At 44.2% G+C, this 25236-nt stretch carries 28 protein-coding genes; 20 read left to right on the top strand and 8 right to left on the bottom strand.

Going from position 1 to position 25236, the window contains the following annotated elements; genetic code table 11:
- Positions 1–4 precede the first annotated feature (4 nt).
- The 6 genes from SNR28_RS22050 to SNR28_RS22025 all read right to left on the bottom strand — a co-directional run bounded on the left by SNR28_RS22050 (position 5) and on the right by SNR28_RS22025 (position 2409).
- Positions 5–346 (bottom strand): hypothetical protein, encoded by a 342-nt coding sequence (locus SNR28_RS22050; protein WP_375750924.1) that lies wholly within the window; start codon positions 344–346, stop codon positions 5–7.
- A complete protein-coding gene (locus SNR28_RS22045; RefSeq protein WP_375750923.1) occupies positions 343–570 on the bottom strand; it encodes a hypothetical protein in 228 nt (75 codons plus the stop codon). Before SNR28_RS22045 ends, SNR28_RS22050 begins: the two co-directional genes overlap by 4 nt.
- Complete coding sequence (locus tag SNR28_RS22040) at positions 567–1148, bottom strand: hypothetical protein (protein WP_375750922.1); 582 nt, start codon at positions 1146–1148, stop codon at positions 567–569. Before SNR28_RS22040 ends, SNR28_RS22045 begins: the two co-directional genes overlap by 4 nt.
- A 92-nt stretch (positions 1149–1240) precedes the next feature.
- Entirely contained in the window at positions 1241–1525 is a 285-nt protein-coding gene (locus SNR28_RS22035; protein ID WP_375750921.1) for a hypothetical protein, read from the bottom strand.
- A gap of 9 nt (positions 1526–1534) precedes the next feature.
- Positions 1535–2077, bottom strand: coding sequence for a phage regulatory CII family protein (locus SNR28_RS22030; protein ID WP_375750920.1), 543 nt, complete (start codon positions 2075–2077; stop codon positions 1535–1537).
- A gap of 119 nt (positions 2078–2196) precedes the next feature.
- The gene (locus SNR28_RS22025) at positions 2197–2409 is read right to left on the bottom strand and encodes a hypothetical protein (RefSeq protein WP_375750919.1); all 213 of its coding nucleotides are present in this window, start codon (positions 2407–2409) and stop codon (positions 2197–2199) included.
- Between the two features lie 143 nt (positions 2410–2552).
- Here SNR28_RS22025 and SNR28_RS22020 point away from each other — a divergent pair, with 143 nt between their 5' ends.
- A complete protein-coding gene (locus SNR28_RS22020) occupies positions 2553–3227 on the top strand; it encodes a phage repressor protein CI (RefSeq protein WP_375750918.1) in 675 nt (224 codons plus the stop codon).
- Between the two features lie 78 nt (positions 3228–3305).
- On the top strand, positions 3306–5216 hold the full coding sequence (locus SNR28_RS22015) for an AAA family ATPase (protein ID WP_375750916.1): 1911 nt from the start codon (positions 3306–3308) through the stop codon (positions 5214–5216).
- Positions 5217–5395: 179 nt separating this feature from the next.
- On the opposite strand, the gene SNR28_RS22010 is transcribed toward SNR28_RS22015, so the two are convergent.
- Both SNR28_RS22010 and SNR28_RS22005 read right to left on the bottom strand, forming a co-directional pair.
- Positions 5396–5788 (bottom strand): (deoxy)nucleoside triphosphate pyrophosphohydrolase, encoded by a 393-nt coding sequence (locus tag SNR28_RS22010; protein WP_375750915.1) that lies wholly within the window; start codon positions 5786–5788, stop codon positions 5396–5398.
- Positions 5775–6653, bottom strand: a complete 879-nt coding sequence (locus SNR28_RS22005; protein WP_375750914.1) for a YDG/SRA domain-containing protein — start codon at positions 6651–6653, stop codon at positions 5775–5777. Before SNR28_RS22005 ends, SNR28_RS22010 begins: the two co-directional genes overlap by 14 nt.
- A 126-nt stretch (positions 6654–6779) precedes the next feature.
- Here SNR28_RS22005 and SNR28_RS22000 point away from each other — a divergent pair, with 126 nt between their 5' ends.
- The 18 genes from SNR28_RS22000 (at position 6780) to fliJ (ending at position 25201) form a co-directional block, all read left to right on the top strand.
- On the top strand, positions 6780–7811 hold the full coding sequence (locus tag SNR28_RS22000) for a tyrosine-type recombinase/integrase (protein ID WP_375750912.1): 1032 nt from the start codon (positions 6780–6782) through the stop codon (positions 7809–7811).
- Positions 7812–8100: 289 nt separating this feature from the next.
- Positions 8101–8430 (top strand): PAS domain-containing protein, encoded by a 330-nt coding sequence (locus SNR28_RS21995; protein ID WP_375750911.1) that lies wholly within the window; start codon positions 8101–8103, stop codon positions 8428–8430.
- Between the two features lie 311 nt (positions 8431–8741).
- The gene (locus tag SNR28_RS21990) at positions 8742–9872 is read left to right on the top strand and encodes a flagellin (RefSeq protein WP_375750910.1); all 1131 of its coding nucleotides are present in this window, start codon (positions 8742–8744) and stop codon (positions 9870–9872) included.
- A 322-nt stretch (positions 9873–10194) separates the two neighbouring features.
- Positions 10195–10449: a hypothetical protein gene (locus SNR28_RS21985; protein WP_375750908.1), complete on the top strand. Its 255-nt coding sequence runs from the start codon at positions 10195–10197 to the stop codon at positions 10447–10449.
- A gap of 156 nt (positions 10450–10605) precedes the next feature.
- Positions 10606–11742, top strand: coding sequence for a flagellin (locus tag SNR28_RS21980; protein WP_375750907.1), 1137 nt, complete (start codon positions 10606–10608; stop codon positions 11740–11742).
- Positions 11743–11820: 78 nt separating this feature from the next.
- On the top strand, positions 11821–12252 hold the full coding sequence (gene flaG / locus SNR28_RS21975; RefSeq protein ID WP_375750906.1) for a flagellar protein FlaG: 432 nt from the start codon (positions 11821–11823) through the stop codon (positions 12250–12252).
- Between the two features lie 20 nt (positions 12253–12272).
- Positions 12273–14285, top strand: a complete 2013-nt coding sequence (gene fliD, locus SNR28_RS21970) for a flagellar filament capping protein FliD (protein WP_375750905.1) — start codon at positions 12273–12275, stop codon at positions 14283–14285.
- Between the two features lie 3 nt (positions 14286–14288).
- Positions 14289–14594: a flagellar protein FliT gene (locus SNR28_RS21965; RefSeq protein ID WP_375754142.1), complete on the top strand. Its 306-nt coding sequence runs from the start codon at positions 14289–14291 to the stop codon at positions 14592–14594.
- 13 nt (positions 14595–14607) lie between these two features.
- The gene (fliS, locus tag SNR28_RS21960; protein WP_375750903.1) at positions 14608–15018 is read left to right on the top strand and encodes a flagellar export chaperone FliS; all 411 of its coding nucleotides are present in this window, start codon (positions 14608–14610) and stop codon (positions 15016–15018) included.
- Between the two features lie 313 nt (positions 15019–15331).
- On the top strand, positions 15332–16792 hold the full coding sequence (locus SNR28_RS21955; RefSeq protein ID WP_375750902.1) for a sigma-54 dependent transcriptional regulator: 1461 nt from the start codon (positions 15332–15334) through the stop codon (positions 16790–16792).
- A gap of 144 nt (positions 16793–16936) precedes the next feature.
- Positions 16937–17959 carry a PAS domain-containing sensor histidine kinase gene (locus SNR28_RS21950; protein WP_375750901.1) on the top strand — a complete coding sequence of 341 codons (1023 nt, stop codon included), beginning with the start codon at positions 16937–16939 and terminating at the stop codon, positions 17957–17959.
- The gene (locus tag SNR28_RS21945) at positions 17959–19377 is read left to right on the top strand and encodes a sigma-54-dependent transcriptional regulator (RefSeq protein ID WP_375750900.1); all 1419 of its coding nucleotides are present in this window, start codon (positions 17959–17961) and stop codon (positions 19375–19377) included. Before SNR28_RS21950 ends, SNR28_RS21945 begins: the two co-directional genes overlap by 1 nt.
- A 90-nt stretch (positions 19378–19467) precedes the next feature.
- Positions 19468–19779, top strand: coding sequence for a flagellar hook-basal body complex protein FliE (gene fliE, locus SNR28_RS21940; RefSeq protein WP_375750898.1), 312 nt, complete (start codon positions 19468–19470; stop codon positions 19777–19779).
- Between the two features lie 15 nt (positions 19780–19794).
- On the top strand, positions 19795–21537 hold the full coding sequence (gene fliF / locus SNR28_RS21935) for a flagellar basal-body MS-ring/collar protein FliF (RefSeq protein ID WP_375750896.1): 1743 nt from the start codon (positions 19795–19797) through the stop codon (positions 21535–21537).
- Positions 21530–22591, top strand: coding sequence for a flagellar motor switch protein FliG (fliG, locus tag SNR28_RS21930; protein WP_375750894.1), 1062 nt, complete (start codon positions 21530–21532; stop codon positions 22589–22591). Before fliF ends, fliG begins: the two co-directional genes overlap by 8 nt.
- Before the next feature lie 35 nt (positions 22592–22626).
- The gene (gene fliH / locus SNR28_RS21925) at positions 22627–23430 is read left to right on the top strand and encodes a flagellar assembly protein FliH (RefSeq protein WP_375750892.1); all 804 of its coding nucleotides are present in this window, start codon (positions 22627–22629) and stop codon (positions 23428–23430) included.
- Positions 23430–24761 carry a flagellar protein export ATPase FliI gene (gene fliI / locus SNR28_RS21920; RefSeq protein ID WP_375750890.1) on the top strand — a complete coding sequence of 444 codons (1332 nt, stop codon included), beginning with the start codon at positions 23430–23432 and terminating at the stop codon, positions 24759–24761. The genes fliH and fliI overlap by 1 nt, the downstream gene beginning before the upstream one ends.
- Positions 24761–25201, top strand: coding sequence for a flagellar export protein FliJ (gene fliJ / locus SNR28_RS21915; RefSeq protein WP_375750888.1), 441 nt, complete (start codon positions 24761–24763; stop codon positions 25199–25201). The genes fliI and fliJ overlap by 1 nt, the downstream gene beginning before the upstream one ends.
- Positions 25202–25236: the final 35 nt, after the last annotated feature.

Genomic DNA, 25236 nt, shown 5'->3' with positions numbered 1-25236 from the left:
ATGCTTATCGAAACCTTGTTGGAGGGAAATCGTCGCATGCAAATTTAGGACGTTTTTTACCAAGGCTAAAATACAATCCATCGAGCTCAGAGGTTATTTGGAGTTGTTTGTCTGCTAGGTCAGGTCTAGCGTTTCTTCCAGCTTTAGAATAGCTTAGCGCAACCGACTGCTCTAATTGACTAATTCGTTCCAATACCCTGCCTGTATCTGCTTTTTGCATACAGTCCAATAGCTCTGATACTGCTTCCAGTAACCTTTCTGCGCTATTCGCGATTTCCTCGCCTTGCTCATACTCCTTTCGAGCATCATCAATTGCACATCTAATTTCATTGATTTCCATGTTCATACAGCCTCCAGTTCCTGAGTGCTTACAACCATGTATCCACCTTTAAAGCGTCCTTTTGAGATCACTTCGTCTTTAAGCTGAATACATTTAAAGGTTTCACAAGCTTGTTTGATGGCATCTTCAATTGAGTCGAAATCGCCAACAGTTTCATTAGCGACTTCTTGTGTATCCGGGTGGCGGACAACACCACCATCCGGACATAAACGAACAGCGGAGTACATCATGCTTCCACCTTTAATTGCTGTTTTTCACGAGCTTCTGCAATTAGTTCGATGAGTTCATCTTCTAGCTTTAAAAGATTATCTAGCGATTTACCTACCTTTGATTCGTTCTTATTGTTAAGCCAAACTTCGCTCCACAACAAAGTAATACGAACTTGTGTCAGGTAATCTAAGTCGGCAGGATGAACACAGACTTCTAGCTGGTCTAAGTGCGCTCGGTACGATAAAAAGATATGAAGCACATCAGTATTATCTTTGGCTAAACCCATAATTGTGTTTATTACTTCAAGCTCTTGACGCTGATTAATACGCTCTTCGGATTCTTCTATTGCTCGAACAACATCACATGCGAAATTGCTTTCATTCAGCTCTACTGGTTTACCGATAAGGGAACTCAGAGCGAACGCAATCTTTCGCTGACTGGATAATGTATGGTCGTGAACTTCACGAGCTTTCTCCAGACAGGTTTCAGCTTTAGCTAAATAACCTTTTGCATCTTCTCTTGCTTCAGTAGCTAACGTCAGCTCGGTTTTAGGTGGGACTGGTCTTGGTGGAATATGTCGCCCATGTCTATCTTTCATAATTTGCTCCTACACAAATTTAGGTTGTAAAAAATCGCCCCCTGTTGAGGGCGTGACCTATTGGTCAAATGGCTAGGGATATAGGTTTGGGGTTATCCCCAACGTTCTTGAATACGTTGGGCTTCTCTTTGAATGCGGGCTATCTCGTTGGTGATAGTTTTCTGCTCTGACAGGTTGTCAGTGGCTTTACCGCGTTCTTTAAGCTCGGCTGTTTTTTCTCGCAGTGGCTTGAGCTGTATTTCCATCAAATGTTGGCGAGCACTTTGAACACCTTTAAGCCCTGTTTCTTTCTGGGCTTCTGTTAACGGGTTGCTCATCAGATCAGGGCAAGGCAGATGTGATGGATGAGAGTAAACAGGGATATCTTGTGTTTGCATGATTGGCTCCTAGGCGATTCCGGGGATTGGTGAACCGTTGGCTAAGATCTCAGAGCCCATCTGTACAAGAGGGTGTAAGCCAGTGGTACGTTCTTCTAATTCGCTGATGAACAAAACCAAATTGCCTAAAGCTGCTTGGGCTTTAACTAAGGTTTTGCGCTTTTTGCTGCGGGGTAAACGGTCTGCGTTGCACAGCTTCAATGCATCGCTAGACAGCTCACCAGAGTAGACGTTGTTAAGTAACGTTCTCTCGACTAGGTTTTTGTTGTCTTGTTGGTCTGGTACCTGGACAGTAACCACACCAAGATCAGCCATTAGAGTATTAAGGATGGTGAAATCGCCCGATTCCTTGCAAAGAAGCGCCAAATCAATCGGGTCTAATTTATGGGGTTGAGCTGGGTTAAGTTTGTTGCGGAGCATGGTTCCGCTTTTCACACCGATACGCTGAGCTAGTTTTTCCATGTTGTGATTGAGCGCGAAATCACAACAAACAGCGTCATAACATCGCTGTTTGCGTTCACGTAATTCGCACATGGCGACATTAGTATCCATATCCGAAAATCCTAAAGAAGACGAAAGGAATCGCGGAGTAGATAAAAATGAGCCACCCCACAGTCTCGAAGCAAAACCGCCAAGCAGCGGCAGATGGTTTTGGGATAAATTTCATAGCATTACCCCAAGAATTCAATGGCTTCACGTGCAGCTATCTCGTGCATAGCAACCATGTTTATCAGTATCTTTTGCCCACGTTTTTCTTTCTTTTTGACGATGACTTTGCCGTCTCGGATAAGGTCGTCCAGAGTGCTTTTTGGCAATCCGGTTAGCTCCATATATTTGTCATGGGTAACAAATGGCGCCTGTGGGGCTACAGTATAGGAAAGCATAGTGTTATCCTCTTAAATTCATTCATGTTTATTTGAGCTTTCTCAAGGCTTGTCATGCTGTTTAGCTCAAATACAACAAGATTATTGATCGTAAATGAGCTGATATCAAGCCTGTTTAGGCGATTTATTAGCCTGTGTGTGAAATGCATCTAAAAGCGGGTCAAATGGACGCAGATAAAAAAATCCCACCATATGAGTACCTAAAAGGGTCAGTTTTCGTAGATAACCTAAAAAAAACATTAGGTTGCAGATCTCATCAAGAACTTGAAAATTTGTTGGGAGTGCCTAAGTCAACGTTTAGCACGTGGGCTAAACACGATAGAACCTCACATGAGCTAATAGTTCGATTGCATTTGGCCCTGGGTATTCCCGTGAAGAAGCTCGCTTTACCTGAAAGTGAGTTGTATAAAATTGCAGAAGAGCTAATAAATACCGAGTGCAATACTGAAGCGATATCAAGACGTCTAACAAAATCGGAAGATAAAAGCCTATCTATTCAAAGCTTCAAACTTTCAAACGGCCAGCTCGTTCATAAAGAAGCCCTTGTCTTTGACCGTTCGCTACTTAACAGCATCGGCGTTCGTAACCCAATGGCAGTTACCACAGAAGATTCAACGGTCATCATCGATAAAGAAATTAATCAGGCAGTAAGTGGTACGTATTTAGTGGATATGGATGGCCTGATGTCGCTTAACGAAATTCAAAGATTACCTGGTAAGCAGTTGGCTATCGCGTTTAATGGTTCTACTCTGGCAGTGGATGAACTGAGCGTGAAGATTGTTGGTAGAGTAGTTTTAGATATCAGAAGAAAAGTATAAAAGGCAATATTTCTAAAAACTACTTACTCAGAGCCTGTTTTACAATCACATAAATAACCGTCGGTTGGTCAGTACAAATTGAATACTAAGTATAACGATTTCATCACTACTCCCAAAGGGAAGTTGATTAATAGGATTCGACTAGATGAATCTATTGCGAAAAACTTTAAGAATCAGGATAACCAGATATGGGACCTTGGTAACTTAAAGCAGGTGAACGTTTTTCTCGGTGCCAACAACTCTGGAAAAAGCAGACTACTTAGGTCGATATTCCAACATTCAAACTTCTCGTCACTGGATAGTGATTTTCTTCCTTTCGATAAGATAGGAGATATTATTGCTGAGCGTTTGACATACTCGCTTGGTGGTGTACCCGGGATATCACAGATAAATACTGTGCAGTCGCATTTCGCTCAGTTATCTAGAGAATGTGTTAATTCTAGAGAAATGAAGGATTACTCTTTCTACGCAAGCCAGTTGCCACAACTAGCAGACTTAGCGGTAACGAAAGTTTTTGGTACAAGAAATAAACAGTTTAAGCAGGTTTTCAGAACTCAAGCTTTGCAAGTGCTAATTGACTGTAAAGCTCAAGATATATCTGTAGCATTGAATAGCACTTATAAAAGCTTTACCTATATACCTGTTCTTCGTGGGCTAAGACCGGTAGTGAACACAGACATCGAAAGTGATATAGACACATACAAAGAAAGGACTCTCAAAGATTACTTTCAAAATGGCAACACTATAGCTCCGGACCATATTATATTTACTGGAGCTTCTATTTATAGGGATCTCAAAAAGGCTCTATTAGGCTCCCACCAAGAAAGAGCGAAAGTAAGAAAGTTTGAAAAATTCTTATCTACGTATTTTTTTCGAAACCAAGAACTGACTTTAACACCTAGAATCGATGAAGATGTTGTCTATTTCAAGGTTGGTGATAAAGAAGAAAGGCCTATCTATTTATTGGGGGATGGTATACAGGCATTAATCATCATTACTTTCCCAATTTTTAATGCAGACTTACCAAGCATGTTCTTCATTGAGGAAGCTGAACAACACTTGCATGCTAGCTTACAAAGAATACTGATAGATGTTATGTCTCAATTCCCTGAACACATGTACTTTGTGACTTCGCATTCAAATCACTTTATAGATATTGCTCAGGAAAGAGATGATGTTGGCATACAGAGAATTTGGCAAGAAATAGATGACGAAAATAATGAGATATCATTTATCCAATCTCAAGGGGACTACAGCAGTCTACTAGCCGATCTTGGTGTCCGTGCATCATCAGTACTCTTGGCAAACTGCTCGATATGGGTTGAAGGCATCACAGACAAGCTTTATCTCAGAGCCTTCATGCAAAAGTACCTAAAGTTAATAGATAAGAGCGACAAAGAGCGAGCTGACAAATTACGCTCCTACCAAGAAAACCTCCACTATGTATTTATGGAGTATCAGGGTAGTAATATCACCCACTGGGATTTCTCGGATAGCGTAGAGGGCAATAATACGCCTGCTAAGAAACTAAGCAGTAACGTTTTTCTGATTGCTGACCATGATATCGATGGTAAGAGTAATAGAACAGTAGACTTGCAAGCTCAATTGGGAGACAAATTCGCACTTTTGCCATTTAAAGAAATTGAAAATCACCTTCCTTTGAATGTTGTTGTAGAAACTGCCAAAGCGCGCTGGGAAACGTTCAATGGAACAAGTGGGTGTGAGTTAGATCGTTTAGAAAACATACAGTCTCGTAGTGTTCGGGCTAAGAATGTTGGAATAGGTAGAACACTTGAAAAAGCAGTTACAAAAACAGGTGGAGTTGAACGTAAGTTCTTTGAGGCGGATTCTGGCACTATCAAAGATAAAGTGAAGTTCTGCAAAAAGGCGGTAGAGCTGATGAGTTCCGAAGAACTTGAGTGGGAACTTATTCCTGAGATAACGGAACTCTGCGATAAAATCTGGACTCATATTGAGCAATCCAACTAGCCTAAACGTAAATCTACGAATAGGCATAGGCTTACTCATGGTCTCAACTGAAGTAGCCTTTTCTTAATTAGACCCGCAGCTGAAGTAGAAGAATTTCTTTTTAGATTAATTTCGTCAAGCGACGGGCCCTCATCATTACAGATGAATGATGGAGTACCAAACTAAAAGCATCAAAATAACTAGCAATGTTCTTCAAGTAATTGTTTCGCCATTGGTATATCGGCCGGAGCTAGGTCGTATTCAAGCAAATTATCAAGAGCCAACCACTCATATCTATCATGATCTGATAACCGGTAAGATGACGAAATATACGAACAGGTATATGCGATAAGCTCTATCTGAAAGTTATCGTAATCATGGAGGACGGTTTTAAAGTGGTTAAACACCTCAACTTTCATATCAAGTTCTTCTATTAACTCGCGCTTTAGGCACTCCTGATAAGACTCACCTTCTTCAACTTTTCCACCTGGAAATTCCCAGTAGCCACCCATAGACTTTTCTGGCTTTCGACGGCAGATAAAAATTTTATCACCATCGAAAATTAGCCCGCAAGTTACTTTAATCGTAGCCATGGCTACTCCTGTGATATCTAAAATTCTCTAGGTTAATTTTGTGCTTAGGGTGAACCGCTAGCTTACCAATTTCTTGACCTAGCAAGGTAAAGTCATCAGAGACAGAGAAAGTTCCTTTGTCGAACATAACGTGATGATTAGGGCAGAGGCAAATTAGGTTATCTAGACAATCATCACCATTATGAGGTCGTCCTATCGGTTTTACGTGTGCTCCTTCAGCGTACAATCCAGTTTTCGTTTTAATTGCTGTACCACATACCTGACATTTGTAGCCATACAAGTCTTTAATATCTTGAGAGATCTTGGTATCACGTACGATACGTAAAACAGTCCCTTTGCGTCTTTCAGAGGTGCTTTTCGTATAATCGAGCTCAATCTCTTCTGATGAAGATCTTTTAGGATTAGAACCACAATAGATAAGTCGATACAAACATATTTTGAAACCGTCTTTACCTATGGTTTCTCTTGCATCAACAACACTGTATAGGCCTGAGTAAACGTATCCTTTCTTGGGGGACCACTCTGACTTATGTTTGTAGCCACGCACAACCCTAACTGGTAGTCCACGATCCCAACTAGTCAGGAGTCCTGCGTTACCTGGAGACTTCCAGGATTGATCGGCAGATACTTTACCATTCTTGTTTTCGCCTTCACCGGTATAAAGGATTTCATCACCAAAGTCTGCATCATCAGCATACCCACCATTCAGCACTATCGCCGATGTTCCCTCTTTCCCGTTACCATCGATCCCAGAAGTCCATACTCGATGGAAGCTTGTAGGCATCATCTCTTTGCGACCATCAAAGCAGTGGCCTTCTTTTATCCCTGGAATATCACCAAACACATTTGGCCTTTTAGGAGCCATAATCTCATCCTAATAGTTTTTATAACTAATTAATTCTATTGATTGTATCTCAAAATGGATATCAAACATTGTATAACGTTCAAAACCATTTTACTGTTTATGTATCCAGTATTTTATGGGTGTGTTATGTCAGTTCGAAACCTAAAAGATAACTCCCCTAGACCATGGCTATGCGAATGCTACCCAAACGGTCGAAGTGGTAAACGCGTAAGAAAGCGCTTTGCCACTAAAGGTGAGGCTACCGCCTACGAACGCTACTTAATGAAAGAAACCGACGAAAAGCCGTGGTTGGGTAATAAGCCTGATCACCGGCGCTTATCTGAGTTGCTTGAACGTTGGTGGCTGGTTCGAGGACAGAATAATAAATCCGGTCTTAAGACTTACAACCTACTCAAAAGAACTGTTAGAGAGTTAGGCAATCCAATTGCTTCTCACTTAACCACTCACGACTATCTTAACTATCGAGCTAGTAGGGGATGGCATCACCCAGAAAAAAGAGATAAACCAGTATCACCAACAACCTTGAATGTTGAACTGGGTAACTTTAAGGCAATGTTCAACACGTTGATCAAATATGGTGATTGGAAGTTACCTAACCCTGTTGGGCAAGTTGAAGAGATCAGGGTGTCAGAGCGTGAAATGGCGTATCTGACTAAAGAGAATACTGAACCGTTCCTGGAGGAAGTTTCTCATTGTACAGTTCGACCAAGAGCAAAACAGGCCCATGTTATCTGTAAAATATGCCTGGCTACTGGGGCGAGGGTAGGGGAAGCGGCTGGATTAAAACGAAGTCATATCAGTAAACACAAAGTCTCATTCATCGATACCAAGGGTAAGAAGAATCGAAGTGTTCCAATCTCTGAGTCTCTATATAAAGAGATACTGGACATCGCAGTTTCTGATCACCAAGTCTTCGACATTCCCTACAATGCTATTAATGCCATTGTTAAAAACTCACTTCCTGACTATGTTCCTAAAGGGCAGGCTACTCACGTAATGCGGCATACATTTGCCAGTCACTTTATGATGAACGGTGGCAATATCCTTGTTCTTCAAAGAATTTTAGGTCATAAGAAAATTGAGCAAACCATGGTCTATGCTCACTTTGCACCAGAGCATCTAATCGAAGCTGTGAGCCTCAATCCACTAGAAAATTAATGGCGACAAAGTGGCGACAACGCTCAATATAGGTCGCCAATTGTCGCCATTATTCGTTTCATTCTGATTTGTGATTTAGGCTACACTTTAGTTAAATCAATAAGTTACTGATTTTGGGTGTATTATCCAAGGAAAGGGGCATTTCTTTTTTTTCATCCCTGACTTTTAACCCCAGTCTCTTTTTTGAATACGCAAATGAGTTAATATTAGTAAATCATTATAAACCAAATGTGGATGCTAGCTTATGGACGTTTGTCGGGAAGAATATATCCATACCAGAACCCACTGTATGGATTTAAGAGATAAAAAAAGGATGGTTCAGTCACTTGATTACAGTGGCTCAATTCTGGATGTGAGTCCAGCATGGTTAGATTTAACCGGATATAGCAAAGGGGAAGTATTAGGAAGGCACTTTCTCGAGTTCTTGGATGTAGAGTCTCTTCTTAGAGTCGACAAGAATTTTCCTTGCCTGAAAGACTTTGGTTATGTCGATAACGTTAGTCTGACCATTCGTTGCAAGAGTGGCAAAACTGTCACAGTGACGTTAAATGGTACCTCTAAGTACTCAGATAAAGGGGAGTTTGAAAGGACGTTCTGTGAAATTACTCCTGTAGAGTAGTCTAGATATAACGGCTATTTCTGTGATAGCCGTTTTGCCACTTCTTCCACCTGTCAGAAGTAAGTTTTTATATTAAAATCCCATCCTATCGGCCTTAGATGCAGATACTTTAGTGCTTTATTTTATATTTGATTGATTTTTAAATTCCCTGTCACGTTCACGCCAGTTAGCGGTTTTTCTTAACTATTTTTCCGATTTTTTTCTAAAGGAATCATATTTGCCGCCGTTAATGAAAGTAACTTTGAGAGAACTACTTGGTTTTCCGAGACGTCGGAAACCGCTATACCGGAAAATCAATTGGAGAAATCACCATGGCAGTGAATGTAAATACTAACGTAGCAGCAATGACAGCACAGCGTCACCTGAACAGCGCAGCGAATGACCTGAGTGGTTCAATGGAACGCCTGTCTTCTGGCTTCAAAATTAACAGCGCGAAAGACGACGCAGCGGGTCTTCAAATCTCTAACCGTTTGAATGTTCAAAGCCGTGGCCTTGACGTAGCGGTACGAAACGCGAACGACGGTATCTCGATTGCACAGACAGCAGAAGGTGCAATGAACGAGACCACGAATATCCTTCAGCGTATGCGTGACCTATCCCTACAATCTGCGAACGGTGCGAACTCAAAAGCCGACCGTGTAGCGATTCAGGAAGAAGTAACGGCACTGAACGACGAACTGAACCGTATTGCGGAAACGACTTCTTTCGGTGGTAACAAACTACTGAACGGTACGCACGGTACGAAATCTTTCCAGATTGGTGCGGACAACGGTGAAGCGGTAATGCTTCAGTTAAAAGACATGCGCTCAGACAACACCATGATGGGTGGTACGTCTTACCAGGCAACCGAATCAAAAGGTGCAGACTGGTCAGTAGGTCAAGATGCAACCCTGACTATCGCTCTAACAGACGATGCAGGTCAGGAGCAGAATATCACTATCAACGCGAAGCAAGGCGATGATATTGAAGAGCTGGCAACTTACATCAATGGTCAGCAAGACCATGTAGAAGCGTCCGTGAGCGAAGACGGTCAGCTACAGGTATTTGCCGGTACGAATAAAGTACAGGGTGGCGTATCGTTTGGTGGTAGCCTTGCTGGTGAGCTAAGCATGGGTGAAGGCAAAGCGGTAACGGTAGATACGATTGACGTAACGTCAGTGGGTGGTTCACAGGAAGCGGTAGCGATTGTGGATGCAGCTATCAAGTATGTGGACTCACACCGTGCAGAGCTGGGTGCTTTCCAGAACCGATTCGACCACGCGATTAACAACTTAGACAACATCAATGAGAATGTGAACGCGTCTAAGAGCCGAATCAAGGATACGGACTTCGCGAAAGAAACGACTGCGATGACGAAATCTCAGATTCTGCAGCAGGCTTCGACTTCAGTCCTTGCTCAAGCGAAGCAGGCACCAAACTCGGCACTGAGCCTACTTGGCTAAGCTTTGAGTTAGTGAGGATGAATGAAAACCCGGTTTCGACTGGGTTTTTCTTTGCCTGGAAGAATGTGCTGCAACATGTTTACCTGGAATGTTCTATTCCGTTTGAGCCGCTTATTTACCGCTAATAGTTGAATAACTTTCTGAAATATTCGCATGCTCACTGCATGGAGCACGCCAGGTAAACATTCACTATTTCATACCTAAATGCTCACCCGGAATGCTTTATTCCGCTGAACTGCTTTTTGGAGTTTTTATGGTGAAGGTATTTATGTGGTATTCGCATGTTCACTCCATAAAGCACACCGGATAAGCAAAAGTGGAGATGGTTACCAGCATACTCCCAGCATTAAGTGCACTAAGAAGCTATACAGATAGTTTCACAGACAGCACGCACAGGTTGGAAGGATTGCCGGTTATGCTCTCTGCAGCAAACATGTGGATATCTGTACTGCGATGCAAGGTAAACACAGACCTTATACGGTTAGCGGAAGAGAGCATATCCGGTAAGCCTTTGAGAGACAATAATGAGCCAAACAGAAAACTAAAAATTGCATTCCATATGATCACGATCACATAAAAACCCCTTCACAAAAAAAAGCCGAAAAAAAATTAATTTTTCTCTAAAGGATCTATTTCATTCGCCGTTAAGGGGAATGAGAGAAATGAAATGATGTGCCTAAGCGAGGTGAGAGACGTGGCGGCCATCAAACTCTAATGCCAAAGGAGATCAATTATGGCAATAAATGTAAACACGAATGTGTCTGCTATGACCGCTCAACGTCACCTCGTAGGGGCGAATGAAGGTCTGAATAAATCGATGGAGCGCCTGTCCTCAGGCTATAAAATCAACAGCGCGAAAGATGATGCTGCGGGTTTACAAATCTCCAACCGATTAACCGCTCAAAGCCGCGGCCTTGATATGGCCGTGCGTAACGCAAATGATGGTATCTCTATTGCACAGACAGCTGAAGGTGCAATGAATGAGACGACCAACATCCTTCAACGTATGCGTGACCTTTCCTTGCAGTCTGCTAACGGCTCGAACTCTCGTTCGGAACGTGTGGCAATTCAGGAAGAGGTTACTGCACTTAACGACGAACTTAACCGCATTGCTGAAACCACATCTTTTGGTGGTAACAAGCTATTGAATGGTCAGTTCGGTGCTCAATCCTTCCAGATTGGAGCTGACTCAGGTGAGGCAGTAAGTCTTTCTATCAGCAACATGCGTACTGACACCGCTGGTATGGGTGGTAAGCTTTATCAGGCTACAGAAGCTAAGGCTGCTGACTGGACAGTGTCTAGTGGTGCTAGTGACCTTACAGTGTCCTATACTGATAGTAGGGGCAGTGCACAAGAAATAACGCTGAACGCTAAAGAAGGTAATGATATTGAAGAGCTAGCGACTTATATCAATGGTCAGCACAAAGATATCAAAGCTTCTGTTGGTGAAGACAATAAGCTACAAATCTTCGCAACAAACCAAGCTGTTCAGGGTGGTGAACTGTCATTCAGTGGTGGACTTGCGGGTGAGTTGAACTTATCTGCTGGTGAAAATAAAACAGTTAACGATATTAACGTTACAACTGTTGCTGGTTCCCAGCAGGCAGTGTCTGTTATTGATGGTGCACTGAAAGCGGTGGATAGTGAACGAGCTAACTTAGGTGCGTTCCAAAACCGTTTCAGCCATGCTATCAATAACCTGGAAAACATTAACGAGAACGTAAATGCTTCCAGAAGCCGTATCAAGGATACTGACTTTGCGAAAGAGACCACTCAGATGACTAAGTCTCAAATTCTTCAGAATGCGAGTACATCTGTTCTGGCTCAGGCAAAACAGACTCCATCGGCAGCTCTAAGCTTGTTGGGTTAAGTAGGTTCGGGTGAATAACCTGCGCTTGCTATCGAGAGTGATTTAATCGCTAACCCAGAAGGTGGAAGGGAGATCGGTATGGACATTACATCCTACACATCGAACATCCAGCCTTATGGTCCTTCTGGTGGCACAAAACTTGCTTCAGATAGTGAAAACGCTAAGAATGCAGTATCGACCCAAACAACGACACAAGTACAAGAGCCTGAAAAGGTTCAGCGTAAGGAAGTAGTAGACAAACCCAATCCTCTTGAGAAACTTGTTAAAGAGAGAAACGAGCAGAACAAGCAGGAACTGGAAAAAATGATGGAAACAATGAATGATTTCGTTAATTCTATCAATAAAGGTCTGTCCTTCCGTGTCGATCAAGAAGCAGGGAGAGAGGTTGTTACGATATACGAAGCCAGTACAGGCGACGTAATCAGACAAATCCCTGATGAAGAGATGCTAATTATCCTTAGGCGTTTAGCAGCCAGAAACTCGGGTTTATTCGTCGAGGAGAAGGTGTAACTATCATGAAGGTGAGTTGAATGAGTTTAAACCCATTGGGTGGCGGAACTGGCATGGATATCAATTCCATGGTCAGGAAAATCGTTGATGCGGAGCGTGTTCCTAAACAACAGCGCATCGATGGTGAACGCACCCGTATTGATACTAGTATCAGTGCTTATGGGCGACTCAGAGAGTCACTGGATACCATGAAAAACCTGATGGCTAATTTCCGTCGGGAGGAGGCTTTTGCGGTCCGGAAAGTCGAATCTACCGATGAGGAAGCAGTATCAGCCACAGCTACGACGGACGCTATCGCTGGTAGATATGCTATCGATGTGTTGCAGCTTGCTCAGAGCCAGAAAGTTGCGTCAGAGCCTCTTGGTGATGACTTACGCTTTGGGCCTGGCAAGCTGCAGATTCAGCTTGGCAAAAACAAGTTTACTGTTGAAGTTAATGAAAACGCGAGACTCATGGATGTCGTCCGCGGCATCAATGGGGCGAGCGGAAACCCAGGCGTTCGGGCGTCAGTGATCAATGATACCGAAGGCCAAAGATTAATTGTTGCTTCTGATAAATCAGGAGTAGAAAACCAAGTCAAAATCAGTGCTGAAACAGATGTTAATAACCCACTCAGAAAATTAGAGTACAAGACACTCGAAGAGCGGGTTAAATCTCTGGAAGAGGCACGAAGGGCAGCTGCTGATGCGTTGGCTGCTCCCCGACCAGGGCAAGAAGTTGCCGATCCTGACCCAAATGCCGAACAAGAGGGCGAAGGTCAGGCTGCCGGTCAAATCAATGATGATGCGAGCCGTTTAGGCGCTGCCGCTGATGCACTTACAGGGGCGGCAGAAGCACTCACCGCTGCTGCTACAGCTGGCCAGGTAGGAGCCGCGTCAGGTCTTGATTCCGCTTTGGATGGCGCTGCAGCCGCTGGTGAATCCATTCTCCCTGAAGACACAATTCCTGGCTGGAACGAATCCGCTTCCGGTACATTACTTGACTCCTACAGGGCTCCAATGCCCGAGTTAGATGAGATCGCTATTGAAAAAATGACGGCCGTCCCGGGTTGGTCAAATACTGCATCGGGCACGCTTACAGATTCGTATCAGACGCCTAAAGAAGCAGAAGAAGCAAGGCAAAAACTACTTCAGGAGCGCTCTGATGCCATTGATGCTGCGCTCGATAAAGGTGAAATCACAGAAGAGCAGGCTCACCAAATGCGCCTTGAGCAAATGTCTCCTGAAGAGCGCGCCTACCAAATTAAAATCGATGATACTCAGGCGGCTCTGAGAGCCGCGGAAGATTCCATGAACGCTTATCGAGGGATGACGGAGACACAAAGTGCTCAGGACTCGATTGTCATGCTCGATGGTATCGCTCAGTTAAGCAGTGAAAATAATGTCATTGAGGATGCTATTCAGGGGATTGATATCACGGTAAAGGGTGTTACTGATCCGAATAAAAAGTCTACCGAGATTGATGTTGAGTACGATAGAGAAACGGTTCGTAACGAAATCGAACAGTTTGTGAATGCTTACAATCAGTTTTATGCCACGAGTAAAGAGCTATCACTTAACCAACCGGGCGGGGCAACAGGCCCTCTGGCTGGTGATAGTATTGTCCGTACTGCAGAGTCCCGTCTTAAAAATGTGTTCACTTCTTCCATCAATAGTGCGCCGGAAGATCTCAAAACGCTGACTGAGTTTGGTATTACTACTACCCGACAAGGTACGCTAGAAATAAATTATGAGATGCTTGATAAACAACTGGAGAACAACTTTACTCGTTTAGGAGAGTTTTTTGGTGGGAAGGATGGTTTCGCCAAAAAAGTAGAAGACGCAATTCAAACATTAACCGGACCGACGGGTACACTAAGAACTCGTGAAAATACGCTTCGCGATCAGAATTTCCGTTTGCAGGATGAGCAAGTGTCATTAGACAGACGAATGGAAGGTCTCGAGCAACGAACACACAATAAGTTTGCGGCAATGCAGGATGCGACGGCAAAAATGCAGAGTCAGTTATCCGGTATGATGAGTGCGTTGGGGTGATAACTGGTGAGCTATTTAAAGAAGTTACATGAGATAGATCACAAATTATTGTCTCTTTTACAAGAAAGCGATATTAACGCTGAAGAAATTGTAGGGCTTGTCGATATAAGGGAACAGATTTTGCAAAACATTTTAAATGAACAAAAATCTGACCCAGCGTTGAACGAGTCGCCAGAGTGGCGCGAAGCCTTGGTTAGAACAAAACAAGTTGTTGAGTTGATGCAAAGTAAAACCAATGAAATTGGTGCACAACTTAAAAAATTCAGACATGGTAGTAAGTCTATTCAACGCTACCAGCAGTTTTTATAAGAAGAGGAATACCATGCGAGGTTCATTACAGGCATATAAAAAGGTATCTGTAGACAGTCAGCTTAGTGCTGCGTCTCCGCATAAGGTGATACAGATGCTGATGGCAGGTGCAATTGAACGCTTGGTGCAGGGTAAAGCGGCTATGCAACAGGGGAATATTGCAGTAAAGGGCGAACGTTTAGGAAAGGCGCTTGATATTGTAATTAGCCTTCGTAGCTGCCTCTCTATGGACGATGGTGGTGATGTTGCACAGAATTTGGATCAGCTGTATGAGTTTGTTATTGCACAGATAACACAAGCTAATGCAGAAAATAATCCGCAGGCTATTGATGATGTCGTTGATATTATTAGAGAGATTAAGTCAGCCTGGGACCAAATTCCTACGGAGTACCATAACCTCACCTCTGCTGAATTAGGTCAGTGATCTATCAATAAGAAAGGTAACTATGTGAATTCTTTTTTTAAATTGGTTCACATCTGACAATGATTGAGTTGCCTTCTCTCATGATTTAAATAAAATAAGCCTCTTATATTTACCCGCTCAAGTAGTGGGTATTCTTGTTTCTGTTCTCCTTGATATTTATCTGTATAGCATCAGATTTATAACACTTTTCTGTAATTGTGATTGGATACGTGTGCAGATTGAGAGAAGTTGTCTATTGTTTATCTATAAGCTCAAGGGATTTTAGATAAAGCCGTAACAGTAGAATTTTAAGAAAAGGCGCTATTTTATTTTTATGCAGGTTTTGGCAAAGTTGCTCGTCATCGAGGATAATCAGGATCAGAAATTTCAATTAAGTACGATTCTTGAATTTGTTGGAGAACATGCTGAGGTAATAAACTCAGATCAAATCGGACAGGTCGATCTATCTAAGGAATGGACTGGTTGTATTGTTGGTACAATTACGGATGATAAGGTGGTTGCAAAGATCACTGATATTCTCAGTACCGCGATTCATATACCCCTGATTAAACTAGGAAACAGTACTGTCCGTCTGGACGAGTACCCACACTATATAGGTGAACTGGCTCAGCCACTGAATTACCCTCAACTCAGCAATGCATTTCGTCATTGTGCTATTTATCAGGGTAAACAGGGGCTAACGGCTAGTGCATCACGTAAAAGCACTCTCTTCCGCAGCTTAGTTGGTCAGAGTAACGGTATTCAGGAAGTCAGGCATCTAATCGAGCAAGTCGCCGGTACTGAAGCTAACGTTCTAATACTTGGTGAATCAGGTACGGGTAAAGAAGTCGTAGCCCGCAATGTTCACTACCATTCTGCGCGTAGCAGCGGACCATTTGTTCCTATTAACTGTGGTGCAATTCCGGCAGAGCTATTGGAAAGTGAGCTTTTTGGCCATGAAAAGGGCGCTTTTACCGGCGCAATTACTGCGCGTAAAGGTCGCTTCGAAATGGCGGAAGGCGGTACGATTTTCCTTGATGAAATTGGTGATATGCCAATGCCGATGCAGGTTAAGTTGCTTCGGGTCCTACAGGAAAGAACGTTCGAACGTGTTGGTGGAAATAGCACGATAAAAGTGAATGTCAGAATTGTCGCTGCCACCCATAGAAACCTTGAAACCATGATAGAGCAACAGAGTTTCCGGGAAGATCTGTTTTATCGTCTGAATGTTTTCCCTATTGAAATGCCCGCCCTAAAAGAACGTCAGGAAGATATTCCTTTGTTGTTGCAGGAATTAATGACGCGAATGGAAGCGGAAGGTAGCCAACAGATAAGTTTCACACCGCGAGCGGTAGACTCTCTAATGGAGCACAACTGGCCGGGTAATGTTCGTGAGTTGGCTAATCTGGTCGAGCGTATGATGATCCTCTATCCGAATAGTTTGGTGGATGTAAATCAGCTCCCTACTAAATATCGATACTCAGACATACCTGAGTTCCAACCAGAATATGACACCAGCCTGGGTAGTGTAGAGGAACAGGAACGAGAAGCGCTCAATGGTATTTTCTCTGAAAATTTTGTGTTCGAGGAAGAGTCTGATTCGTCGTTTGGTGCTTCAAATGCACTGCCACCTGAAGGTGTTAACCTAAAAGAGTTGCTGGCTGATATGGAAGTTAACATGATTAGTCAGGCGCTTGATGCTCAGGATGGTGTTGTTGCCCGTGCAGCTGATATGTTGGGAATGAGACGCACAACATTGGTTGAGAAAATGAAAAAGTACAATCTACAGCGATAAGTTTTTACTCCTTCCTTTTAGAGCTGTTGTCAACAAATTGACGTTGTCTTGATTCTAAATTATTGATTATAAATAAGAAATGACTTGGTGTGCTATTTGCATGTCAAGTCATTGTTTTATTTAGCTGGAATCTCGACACACCTTATGGAAAACCCGATATATCCCGACAATTTAGAAGAACAGGTCGTTCGCTATAAACAAGTGCTGGATGTTATGCCTGCAGGCGTTATTTTGCTCGATACCCAAGGTGAGATTCAGGAAGCAAACCCTGAAGCACAACGTTTATTAGAAGTTCCTCTGGTTGGTGAAAAGTGGTTTTCCGTTATTCAGAGTGCTTTTTCGCCTCAGGATGATGATGGTCATGAGATTTCTCTGCGCAATGGCCGCAAGGTAAGGCTGGCAATATCCGCTTCTTCAACGGGGCAACTGATATTGATAACGGACCTGACCGAAACAAGGCTGTTGCAGTCTCGGGTGGGTGACCTCCAGCGTTTATCTTCATTGGGTCGGATGGTTGCTTCTCTTGCTCATCAGGTAAGAACACCACTCTCCAGTGCCATGCTATATGCTTCAAATTTGGGCGCACCCAACTTACCTGCTCCGACTAGAGAAAGATTCCAGAATAAGCTGATGGACAGGTTGCATGATCTGGAAAAGCAGGTAAACGATATGCTGCTTTTTGCTAAGGGTGGTGACAACAAGGTTGTGAAGTCATTTAGTGTTGAAGATCTAGTCGCAGAGTTTACTCCTATGGTTGAAACCGCTATTCAGAACAATCACATCGATTATTTCCTGGAAGTCGAAGGTGATGATTCACAACTACTGGGCAATGTAAATGCCGTTGCCTCAGCAATTAGTAACCTGGTGATTAACGCGATTCAAATTGCTGGGAAAGAGTCACAACTGGATGTCTTTTTCAGGCCAGTTGCAGGAGAGTTGAAAGTCTCCGTACAAGATAGTGGGCCAGGTGTACCACAAGAGCTGCAAAGCAAGATCATGGAGCCATTTTTTACGACACGTTCCCAAGGTACAGGCCTTGGATTAGCGGTGGTTCAAATGGTGTGCAGAGCCCATAAGGGCAGACTAGAATTAATTTCAGAGCCTGGGGATGGCGCATGCTTTACAGTTTGCCTGCCTCTGGTTGAAAACGTATCCGGAGAAGAGTAATGGCACAAAGTAAAGTACTCATTGTTGAAGATGACGAAGGCCTACGCGAAGCGCTGGTCGATACCCTTGCGCTGGCTGGGTACGAATGGATAGAAGCAGACTGTGCAGAAGATGCATTGGTTAAGCTGAAAGCTCAGGAAGTGGACATTGTTGTCTCTGATGTACAGATGGCTGGTATGGGTGGCCTCGCATTGCTTCGCAATATTAAGCAGCATTGGCCTAACCTGCCTGTTCTGCTTATGACGGCTTACGCTAACATCGAAGATGCAGTAGCTGCGATGAAAGAAGGTGCGATTGACTATATGGCGAAACCTTTCGCACCTGAAGTACTGCTTAATATGGTCAGCCGTTATGCTCCGGTAAAATCTGATGATGAAGGTGATGCGGTTGTTGCCGATGAAAAAAGCCTTAAGTTGCTGGCATTGGCAGATAAAGTGGCCAAAACAGATGCGAACGTAATGGTTTTGGGACCAAGTGGTTCTGGTAAAGAGGTAATGTCTCGTTATATCCATAATGCATCGAACCGTAAAGATGGCCCATTTGTGGCGATCAATTGTGCCGCAATTCCGGACAACATGCTGGAAGCAACGCTATTTGGTTACGAAAAAGGTGCCTTTACTGGTGCGATTCAGGCATGCCCAGGTAAGTTTGAGCAGGCACAGGGTGGCACCATTTTACTTGACGAAATCAGTGAGATGGATCTGAACCTTCAGGCTAAGCTGCTTCGTGTTCTTCAGGAAAGAGAAGTTGAAAGGTTAGGTAGTCGAAAGAGCATCAAGCTGGATGTTCGTGTGCTCGCAACCAGTAACCGGGACCTGAAGCAATATGTCAACGAAGGGAATTTCCGTGAGGATTTATATTACCGTCTGAATGTTTTCCCTATTGCCTGGCCACCTCTGAAAGATAGAACAGGTGATATTGAACCACTGGCTAAGCACCTTGCGGAACGTCACTGCCAGAAACTCGGCCTTCCGGTTCCTGAGTTCTCGAACGACTCACTGAATAAACTGTTGTCTTATGGTTGGCCGGGTAATGTGCGTGAGTTAGACAACGTTGTTCAAAGGGCGCTGATCTTAAGTGAACAGGGAAATATTAACTCTGACCACATTCTTCTTGAAGGTGTTGACTGGAATGATGCAAACAGTCTGCAAAATGCGGTAGAAACCGGTGAAGTTGCTCCAAGCATCAAGCCTGTTGCTGAGCCAGATTCTCCTCTGGCAAATATGTCAGCGCCTAAGCCAACGGGAACTGAAGGACTGGGTGGTGAATTGAGAGAACAGGAATACGCTATTATTTTAGAAACAGTGATTGAGTGTAACGGCCGAAGGAAAGATATTGCTGAAAAACTAGGCATTAGCCCACGAACCTTACGCTATAAACTAGCGAAAATGCGTGATGCCGGAATTGAGATCCCATAACAATGGCAGTTCATTGTTCGGTGGCATACTAATTGCAGCGTCAATATAAGGTCGAAAAATAGAGTCAATAAATTGGCAACCGAGGTTTAGATGAGTATTAGTGGAATTCACGGTGAAATGCAGGCAATGAAGATGGAAGCAATGAACACTTCTGCCCCTGCTACAGGTCAGAAAGTCGGAGCCGATTTTGGTGAGCTGCTTAATTCTGCTATCAACAACGTAAACTCATTACAAAAAGCCTCGGGTGATATGCAGATGCGATTTGATCGTGGCGATGAAAATGTTTCCCTTTCTGATGTCATGATTGCAAAAAACAAATCCAGCGTTGCGTTTGATGCGACCATTCAGGTTCGAAATAAGCTTGTAGAAGCTTATAAAGAACTGATGAACATGCCAGTTTAATTCAGGTGATCCAACGTGGCTGAAGAAAATCAATCAACAGATCTAGCAGTGACAAGTTCGGGTAGTACTGCGCTGACCGATCCAGAACTGGATTCCGGAACACAAAATCCTGATTTAGATGAGAAAAGCGCCTCCAAATTTGATTTGGCTATGGGCGATTTGGACCTATTGCGTCAGGTAGTTCTTGTTCTGTCGATTTCTATCTGTGTCGCACTCATTGTGATGATGTTCTTTTGGGTAAAAGAGCCTGAAATGAGACCTTTAGGCACTTACGAAACCGATGAACTCATTACGGTCCTCGATTATTTAGACCAACAGAAAACAGAATACAAACTGGATGGAAATACCGTTCAGGTTATCGCTTCAGAATATGACAGCTTAAAGCTGAGCCTTGCCCGCGCAGGTCTGAACCAGCCGGATCCGGCTGGTGATGACATTTTGTTGAACGACATGGGTTTTGGTGTATCTCAACGTCTTGAAAGTGAACGATTGAAGTTAAGCCGCGAAAGGCAGCTCGGCAAAGCCATTGAACAGATGAGACAGGTGCGAAAAGCATCGGTGCTTCTGGCTCTGCCTAAGCAAAGTGTCTTTGTCCGTCAGAACCAGGATGCGTCTGCTACTGTGTTTGTTACGCTTCGCACAGGTAATACTCTAGATCAAGAAGAAGTGGATTCCATTGTCGATATGGTTGCCAGTGCAGTACCCGGAATGAAACCGACTCGCGTTACTGTCACCGATCAACATGGTCGACTACTCAGCTCTGGTTCACAGGACCCTCTCGCGACAGCAAGGCGTAAAGAGCAAGACTTAGAACGCAAACAAGAGCAGGATTTAAGACAAAAAATCGACTCTGTACTTATTCCGATTCTGGGTATTGGTAACTATACCGCTCAAGTTGATATTGAACTTGATTTCAGCTCAATCGAACAAACCCGTAAAAGATTTGATCCAAACACTGCATCTACCCGCAGTGAATACACCTTAGAAGATTACAATAACGGCAATGTTGTTGCTGGTGTTCCTGGGGCTTTAAGTAATCAGCCACCCGCTGATGCTTCTATCCCACAAGACGTTGCGCAGATGAAAGACGGTTCCGTAATGGGGCAGGGTTCTGTTCACAAAGAAGCCACACGTAACTTTGAGTTGGATACCACGATTAGCCATGAACGTCGCCAAACCGGAGTTGTAAACAGACAAACAGTATCCGTTGCCGTCAAAAATCGTTCAGTTACCAACCCTGATACTGGTGAAGTGAGTTATGAACCACTGTCTGAAAGTGAGTTAAATGCTATTCGCCAGGTATTGGTTGGTACTGTTGGTTTCAATGAGCAGCGTGGTGACTTGCTAAACGTGTTAAGCGTGAAATTCGCAGAGCCACAGATTGAAACTGCGGTTGAACAACCAATCTGGAACCATCCGAACTTTAATGACTGGGTACGTTGGTTTGCAAGTGCTCTGGTTGTCATCATTGTGGTATTAGTTCTGATCCGTCCGGCTATGAAGAAACTGCTTAATCCTGCTGCCGAAGTTGATGAACAAGGGCGTGAACTTGGCCCGGATGGATTACCGATTGGTGCCGATGATACCAGCCTGATTGGCAGTGATATAGAGAGCGGAGAGGCGTTCGAGTTTGGTTCTGGTATTGAACTACCGAACCTGCACAAAGATGAAGATGTGCTAAAAGCTGTTCGTGCTCTTGTTGCTAATGAACCTGAGCTTGCCGCTCAAGTAGTGAAGAATTGGATTGCAGATGCCTGATGAAATTGTAAAACGCGAAGAAGGCGGAGAAGTCGCCACAACCGGGACTGAAATTGATATTGGCTCTATTGCAGGTGATGAGCGTGCCGCCATTCTTCTGTTGAGTCTGAGCGAAGAAGATGCGGCTGGCATTATTCGTCATTTGGAACCAAAGCAGGTGCAGCGCGTAGGTAGCGCGATGGCACGGGCGACTGACCTGAACAACGATAAGGTTGGTGCGGTTCACAGAGCTTTTCTGGAAGATATCCAGAAGTACACGAACATTGGCATGGGCAGTGAAGACTTTATGCGTAAAGCGCTGGTTACTGCACTTGGTGAAGACAAGGCAAACAACCTTGTTGATCAGATTCTGCTTGGAACTGGTTCGAAAGGTCTGGATTCACTTAAGTGGATGGACCCTCGTCAGGTGGCCAGCATCATCATAAACGAACACCCTCAGATTCAAACCATCGTACTTTCTTATCTGGAAGCGGATCAGTCTGCAGAAATCCTGTCTCAGTTCCCAGAGCGAGTACGCCTTGACCTAATGATGCGTATTGCCAACCTTGAAGAAATTCAACCATCTGCTCTGGCAGAGCTGAACGAAATCATGGAGAAACAGTTTGCAGGTCAGGCAGGTGCTCAGGCTGCGAAGATTGGTGGTCTGAAGGCTGCTGCAGAGATCATGAACTTTATGGACAACAGCATCGAAGGTGTGCTGATGGATCAGATTCGCGATCAGGACGAAGATATGGCGACTCAGATTCAGGATCTTATGTTCGTATTCGACAACCTTATCGAAGTGGACGATATGGGTATTCAGAAGCTGCTGCGTGATGTTCCTCAGGATGTTCTTCAGAAAGCACTCAAAGGTGCAGATGAAGGTCTGCGTGAGAAAGTGTTCAAGAACATGTCTAAGCGTGCAGCTGAGATGATGCGTGACGACATCGAAGCAATGCCGCCTGTACGTGTTGCTGATGTAGAAGCTGCTCAGAAAGAGATCCTCGCTGTTGCCCGTAAACTGGCTGACAGTGGTGAGATTATGCTGGCTGGTGGCGCGGACGAGTTCTTGTAACGCGTTAGAAATAAAAAATTTAGAAAGGTATTCCTATGGCTCTTGAGCGTAAGCGTGGTTTTTTACGTCCCGGTGAGGATGAATCAGATATTAAGCCAGAAAAATGGGGAATGCCTGATTACTCCTCCGATACCCATAAAGAAGCCCGCGAAACCGCAATGAATTACGATCCGGGCTGGATACCTACTTTTGACGAGCCTGTTGAAGAAGAACCTGTTGAGTTGAGTGCTGCAGATCTAGAAGCGATTCAAAAGGATGCTTACCAGGAAGGTTATCAGCAAGGGCAGGAAGCGGGTTTTACTCAGGGGTTTGAGAAAGGTAAAGAAAAAGGTTTGGAAGCTGGCCACGCTGAAGGTTTAGAAAACGGAAAAGCTGAAGGTATTGCTGCAGGTCAGGATCATATTAAGCAGCAGGTTGAGCAGTTTGTTAATCTGGCAAACCAGTTTGCGCAGCCGTTAGAGCTAATGAATGCTCAGGTAGAAAGACAACTTGTTGATATGGTCATTGCGCTTACCCGTGAAGTTGTGCACGTAGAGGTCCAGACAAACCCTCAGATCATTTTAGACACCGTGAAAGAGTCGGTTGAATCTCTGCCAATAGCAGGTCATGAAATCACACTTAAGTTAAACCCTGAAGATGTCGAGATCGTTCAGTCGGCATATGGTGAGGAAGAACTCAACTTCCGGAACTGGAAACTGCTGAGTGAGCCGTCCCTGAGTCGTGGTGATGTTCAGATTGAAGCGGGTGAGTCCAGCGTTAACTACAAAATGGAAGAGCGTGTTCGCTCTGTCCTGAGCTCCTTTTGTGGTGTAAATCGTCATCAACCAGGAAATGAGTAATGCTGGCTCTGGCAGATCGTCTTACCCAATATAAAACCACGGGTCTACGAACCCGGGCAATCGCATCTGGAAAACTCGTCAGAGTGGTTGGTTTAACCCTTGAAGCTACGGGATGCAAGGCACCTATCGGAAGCTTGTGTAAAGTAGAAACGCTATCTGGAGAGATGGAAGCCGAAGTGGTTGGTTTCTCCGGAGATAACCTTTTTCTAATGCCAAGTGAGCAGATTACCGGTGTGCTTCCTGGAGCCAAAGTGACTCCGATGACAGGAGAAAGCGGCTTACCAGTGGGTATGGAGTTGCTAGGACGCGTTATTGACGGTGTGGGTAACCCTATAGATGGATTGGGTGAAATCTATACCGAGCAAACCGCATCCTTTAGTTCTGAACCAATGAATCCACTTTTAAGAAAACCAATTTCTGAGCCTCTCGATGTTGGCTTGAAAGCCATAAACGGCCTGTTGACGGTTGGTAAAGGGCAGCGAATAGGCCTGTTTGCCGGCTCTGGTGTTGGTAAATCGGTGACGCTTGGAATGATGACTCGGGGTACCACGGCACAAGTTGTTGTTGTAGGCCTGATTGGTGAGCGTGGTCGAGAAGTAAAAGAGTTTATTGAAGAGATACTTGGAGAAGATGGGCGTCGACGTTCTGTTGTTGTTGCGGCTCCTGCTGATGCTTCCCCTCTTATGCGATTAAAAGGGTGTCAGACAGCGCTGACTATTGCAGAGTACTTTCGCGATCAGGGGCTCGATGTTCTGCTACTTATGGATTCGCTAACACGTTTTGCTCAGGCACAACGTGAAATCGCGCTTTCTGTCGGTGAGCCTCCTGCAACCAAGGGTTATCCACCTTCTGTATTTGCCAAGTTACCTGCACTAGTTGAGCGAGCAGGTAACGGCAGTCCAGAGCAGGGGTCTATTACGGCATTCTTTACGGTTCTGACTGAGGGAGACGATCTTCAGGACCCAATCGCTGATGCATCCCGCGCGATTCTCGACGGGCATATTGTGCTTTCCCGTGAAATGGCAGATGCGGGCCACTATCCAGCGATAGATGTTGAGAAATCTGTTAGTCGTGTTATGCCTCAGATAACGACAGATGAACACGTTCTGATGTCCAAAGCCGTCAGACAAGTTCTTTCTATCTGTCGGAAGAATCAAGATCTTGTTTCTATTGGTGCTTATAAACCGGGAACAGATCCAGCCATAGATAGCGCATTTACTATCAAGCCGACTCTGGACCAATACCTGCAACAGAGTATGAAAGAGACGGTCCCTTACGATATGTGTATCAACATGTTGAAGAGCATATTGCAGCCTAACGGTGGTGCTTAATGGACAACGCAATGAACTTTCTTCTTGAACAGGCGAAGGAGAAAGAAGATCAGGCGGTATTGGCATTGAATAAGGCTAGAGCAGAGCTGGATGACTATTATGTTCAGGTTGCTCAGATAGAGAAATATCGGCTGGATTACTGTCAGCAGTTAGTTGACCGAGGTAAACAAGGTCTTAGTGCGAGTGAGTATGGGCACCTTAATCGCTTTTTGACTCAGCTTGATGAAACATTAAAAAAACAGAAAGAAGCTGAAGAGCACTTTAAGTCTCAGGTGGAAAACTGTCAGGACTACTGGCTTGAAATGCGTAAACAGCGCCGCTCTTACGAGTGGATGATAGACAAAAAGAAAACAGAAAAACAAAGGATGTTGGATAAGCAAGAGCAGAAGCAGATGGATGAGTTCTCCACGCTTCAGTTCAGCCGAAAGCGTCACTCCTAGTTTCATCCTGACTAGAGCTTTAATCTGGCTCGAAT

Source organism: Vibrio iocasae (genome assembly GCF_042245395.1).
Lineage (GTDB): Bacteria > Pseudomonadota > Gammaproteobacteria > Enterobacterales > Vibrionaceae > Vibrio > Vibrio iocasae.
Note: the sequence above shows the minus strand (reverse complement) of the source record. Positions and strands in the feature narration are given on the sequence as shown.

Excerpts from the sequence above, each read along its gene's own strand:
- SNR28_RS22050 (WP_375750924.1), bottom strand. The coding sequence starts at position 346 with ATGAACATGGAAATCAATGAAATTAGATGTGCAATTGATGATGCTCGA.
- SNR28_RS22045 (WP_375750923.1), bottom strand. The coding sequence starts at position 570 with ATGATGTACTCCGCTGTTCGTTTATGTCCGGATGGTGGTGTTGTCCGC.
- SNR28_RS22040 (WP_375750922.1), bottom strand. The coding sequence starts at position 1,148 with ATGAAAGATAGACATGGGCGACATATTCCACCAAGACCAGTCCCACCT.
- SNR28_RS22035 (WP_375750921.1), bottom strand. The coding sequence starts at position 1,525 with ATGCAAACACAAGATATCCCTGTTTACTCTCATCCATCACATCTGCCT.
- SNR28_RS22030 (WP_375750920.1), bottom strand. The coding sequence starts at position 2,077 with ATGGATACTAATGTCGCCATGTGCGAATTACGTGAACGCAAACAGCGA.
- SNR28_RS22025 (WP_375750919.1), bottom strand. The coding sequence starts at position 2,409 with ATGCTTTCCTATACTGTAGCCCCACAGGCGCCATTTGTTACCCATGAC.
- SNR28_RS22020 (WP_375750918.1), top strand. The coding sequence starts at position 2,553 with ATGCATCTAAAAGCGGGTCAAATGGACGCAGATAAAAAAATCCCACCA.
- SNR28_RS22010 (WP_375750915.1), bottom strand. The coding sequence starts at position 5,788 with ATGGCTACGATTAAAGTAACTTGCGGGCTAATTTTCGATGGTGATAAA.
- SNR28_RS22005 (WP_375750914.1), bottom strand. The coding sequence starts at position 6,653 with ATGGCTCCTAAAAGGCCAAATGTGTTTGGTGATATTCCAGGGATAAAA.
- SNR28_RS22000 (WP_375750912.1), top strand. The coding sequence starts at position 6,780 with ATGTCAGTTCGAAACCTAAAAGATAACTCCCCTAGACCATGGCTATGC.
- SNR28_RS21995 (WP_375750911.1), top strand. The coding sequence starts at position 8,101 with ATGGATTTAAGAGATAAAAAAAGGATGGTTCAGTCACTTGATTACAGT.
- SNR28_RS21990 (WP_375750910.1), top strand. The coding sequence starts at position 8,742 with ATGGCAGTGAATGTAAATACTAACGTAGCAGCAATGACAGCACAGCGT.
- SNR28_RS21985 (WP_375750908.1), top strand. The coding sequence starts at position 10,195 with ATGGTTACCAGCATACTCCCAGCATTAAGTGCACTAAGAAGCTATACA.
- SNR28_RS21980 (WP_375750907.1), top strand. The coding sequence starts at position 10,606 with ATGGCAATAAATGTAAACACGAATGTGTCTGCTATGACCGCTCAACGT.
- flaG (WP_375750906.1), top strand. The coding sequence starts at position 11,821 with ATGGACATTACATCCTACACATCGAACATCCAGCCTTATGGTCCTTCT.
- fliD (WP_375750905.1), top strand. The coding sequence starts at position 12,273 with ATGAGTTTAAACCCATTGGGTGGCGGAACTGGCATGGATATCAATTCC.
- fliS (WP_375750903.1), top strand. The coding sequence starts at position 14,608 with ATGCGAGGTTCATTACAGGCATATAAAAAGGTATCTGTAGACAGTCAG.
- SNR28_RS21955 (WP_375750902.1), top strand. The coding sequence starts at position 15,332 with ATGCAGGTTTTGGCAAAGTTGCTCGTCATCGAGGATAATCAGGATCAG.
- SNR28_RS21950 (WP_375750901.1), top strand. The coding sequence starts at position 16,937 with ATGGAAAACCCGATATATCCCGACAATTTAGAAGAACAGGTCGTTCGC.
- SNR28_RS21945 (WP_375750900.1), top strand. The coding sequence starts at position 17,959 with ATGGCACAAAGTAAAGTACTCATTGTTGAAGATGACGAAGGCCTACGC.
- fliE (WP_375750898.1), top strand. The coding sequence starts at position 19,468 with ATGAGTATTAGTGGAATTCACGGTGAAATGCAGGCAATGAAGATGGAA.
- fliG (WP_375750894.1), top strand. The coding sequence starts at position 21,530 with ATGCCTGATGAAATTGTAAAACGCGAAGAAGGCGGAGAAGTCGCCACA.
- fliH (WP_375750892.1), top strand. The coding sequence starts at position 22,627 with ATGGCTCTTGAGCGTAAGCGTGGTTTTTTACGTCCCGGTGAGGATGAA.
- fliI (WP_375750890.1), top strand. The coding sequence starts at position 23,430 with ATGCTGGCTCTGGCAGATCGTCTTACCCAATATAAAACCACGGGTCTA.
- fliJ (WP_375750888.1), top strand. The coding sequence starts at position 24,761 with ATGGACAACGCAATGAACTTTCTTCTTGAACAGGCGAAGGAGAAAGAA.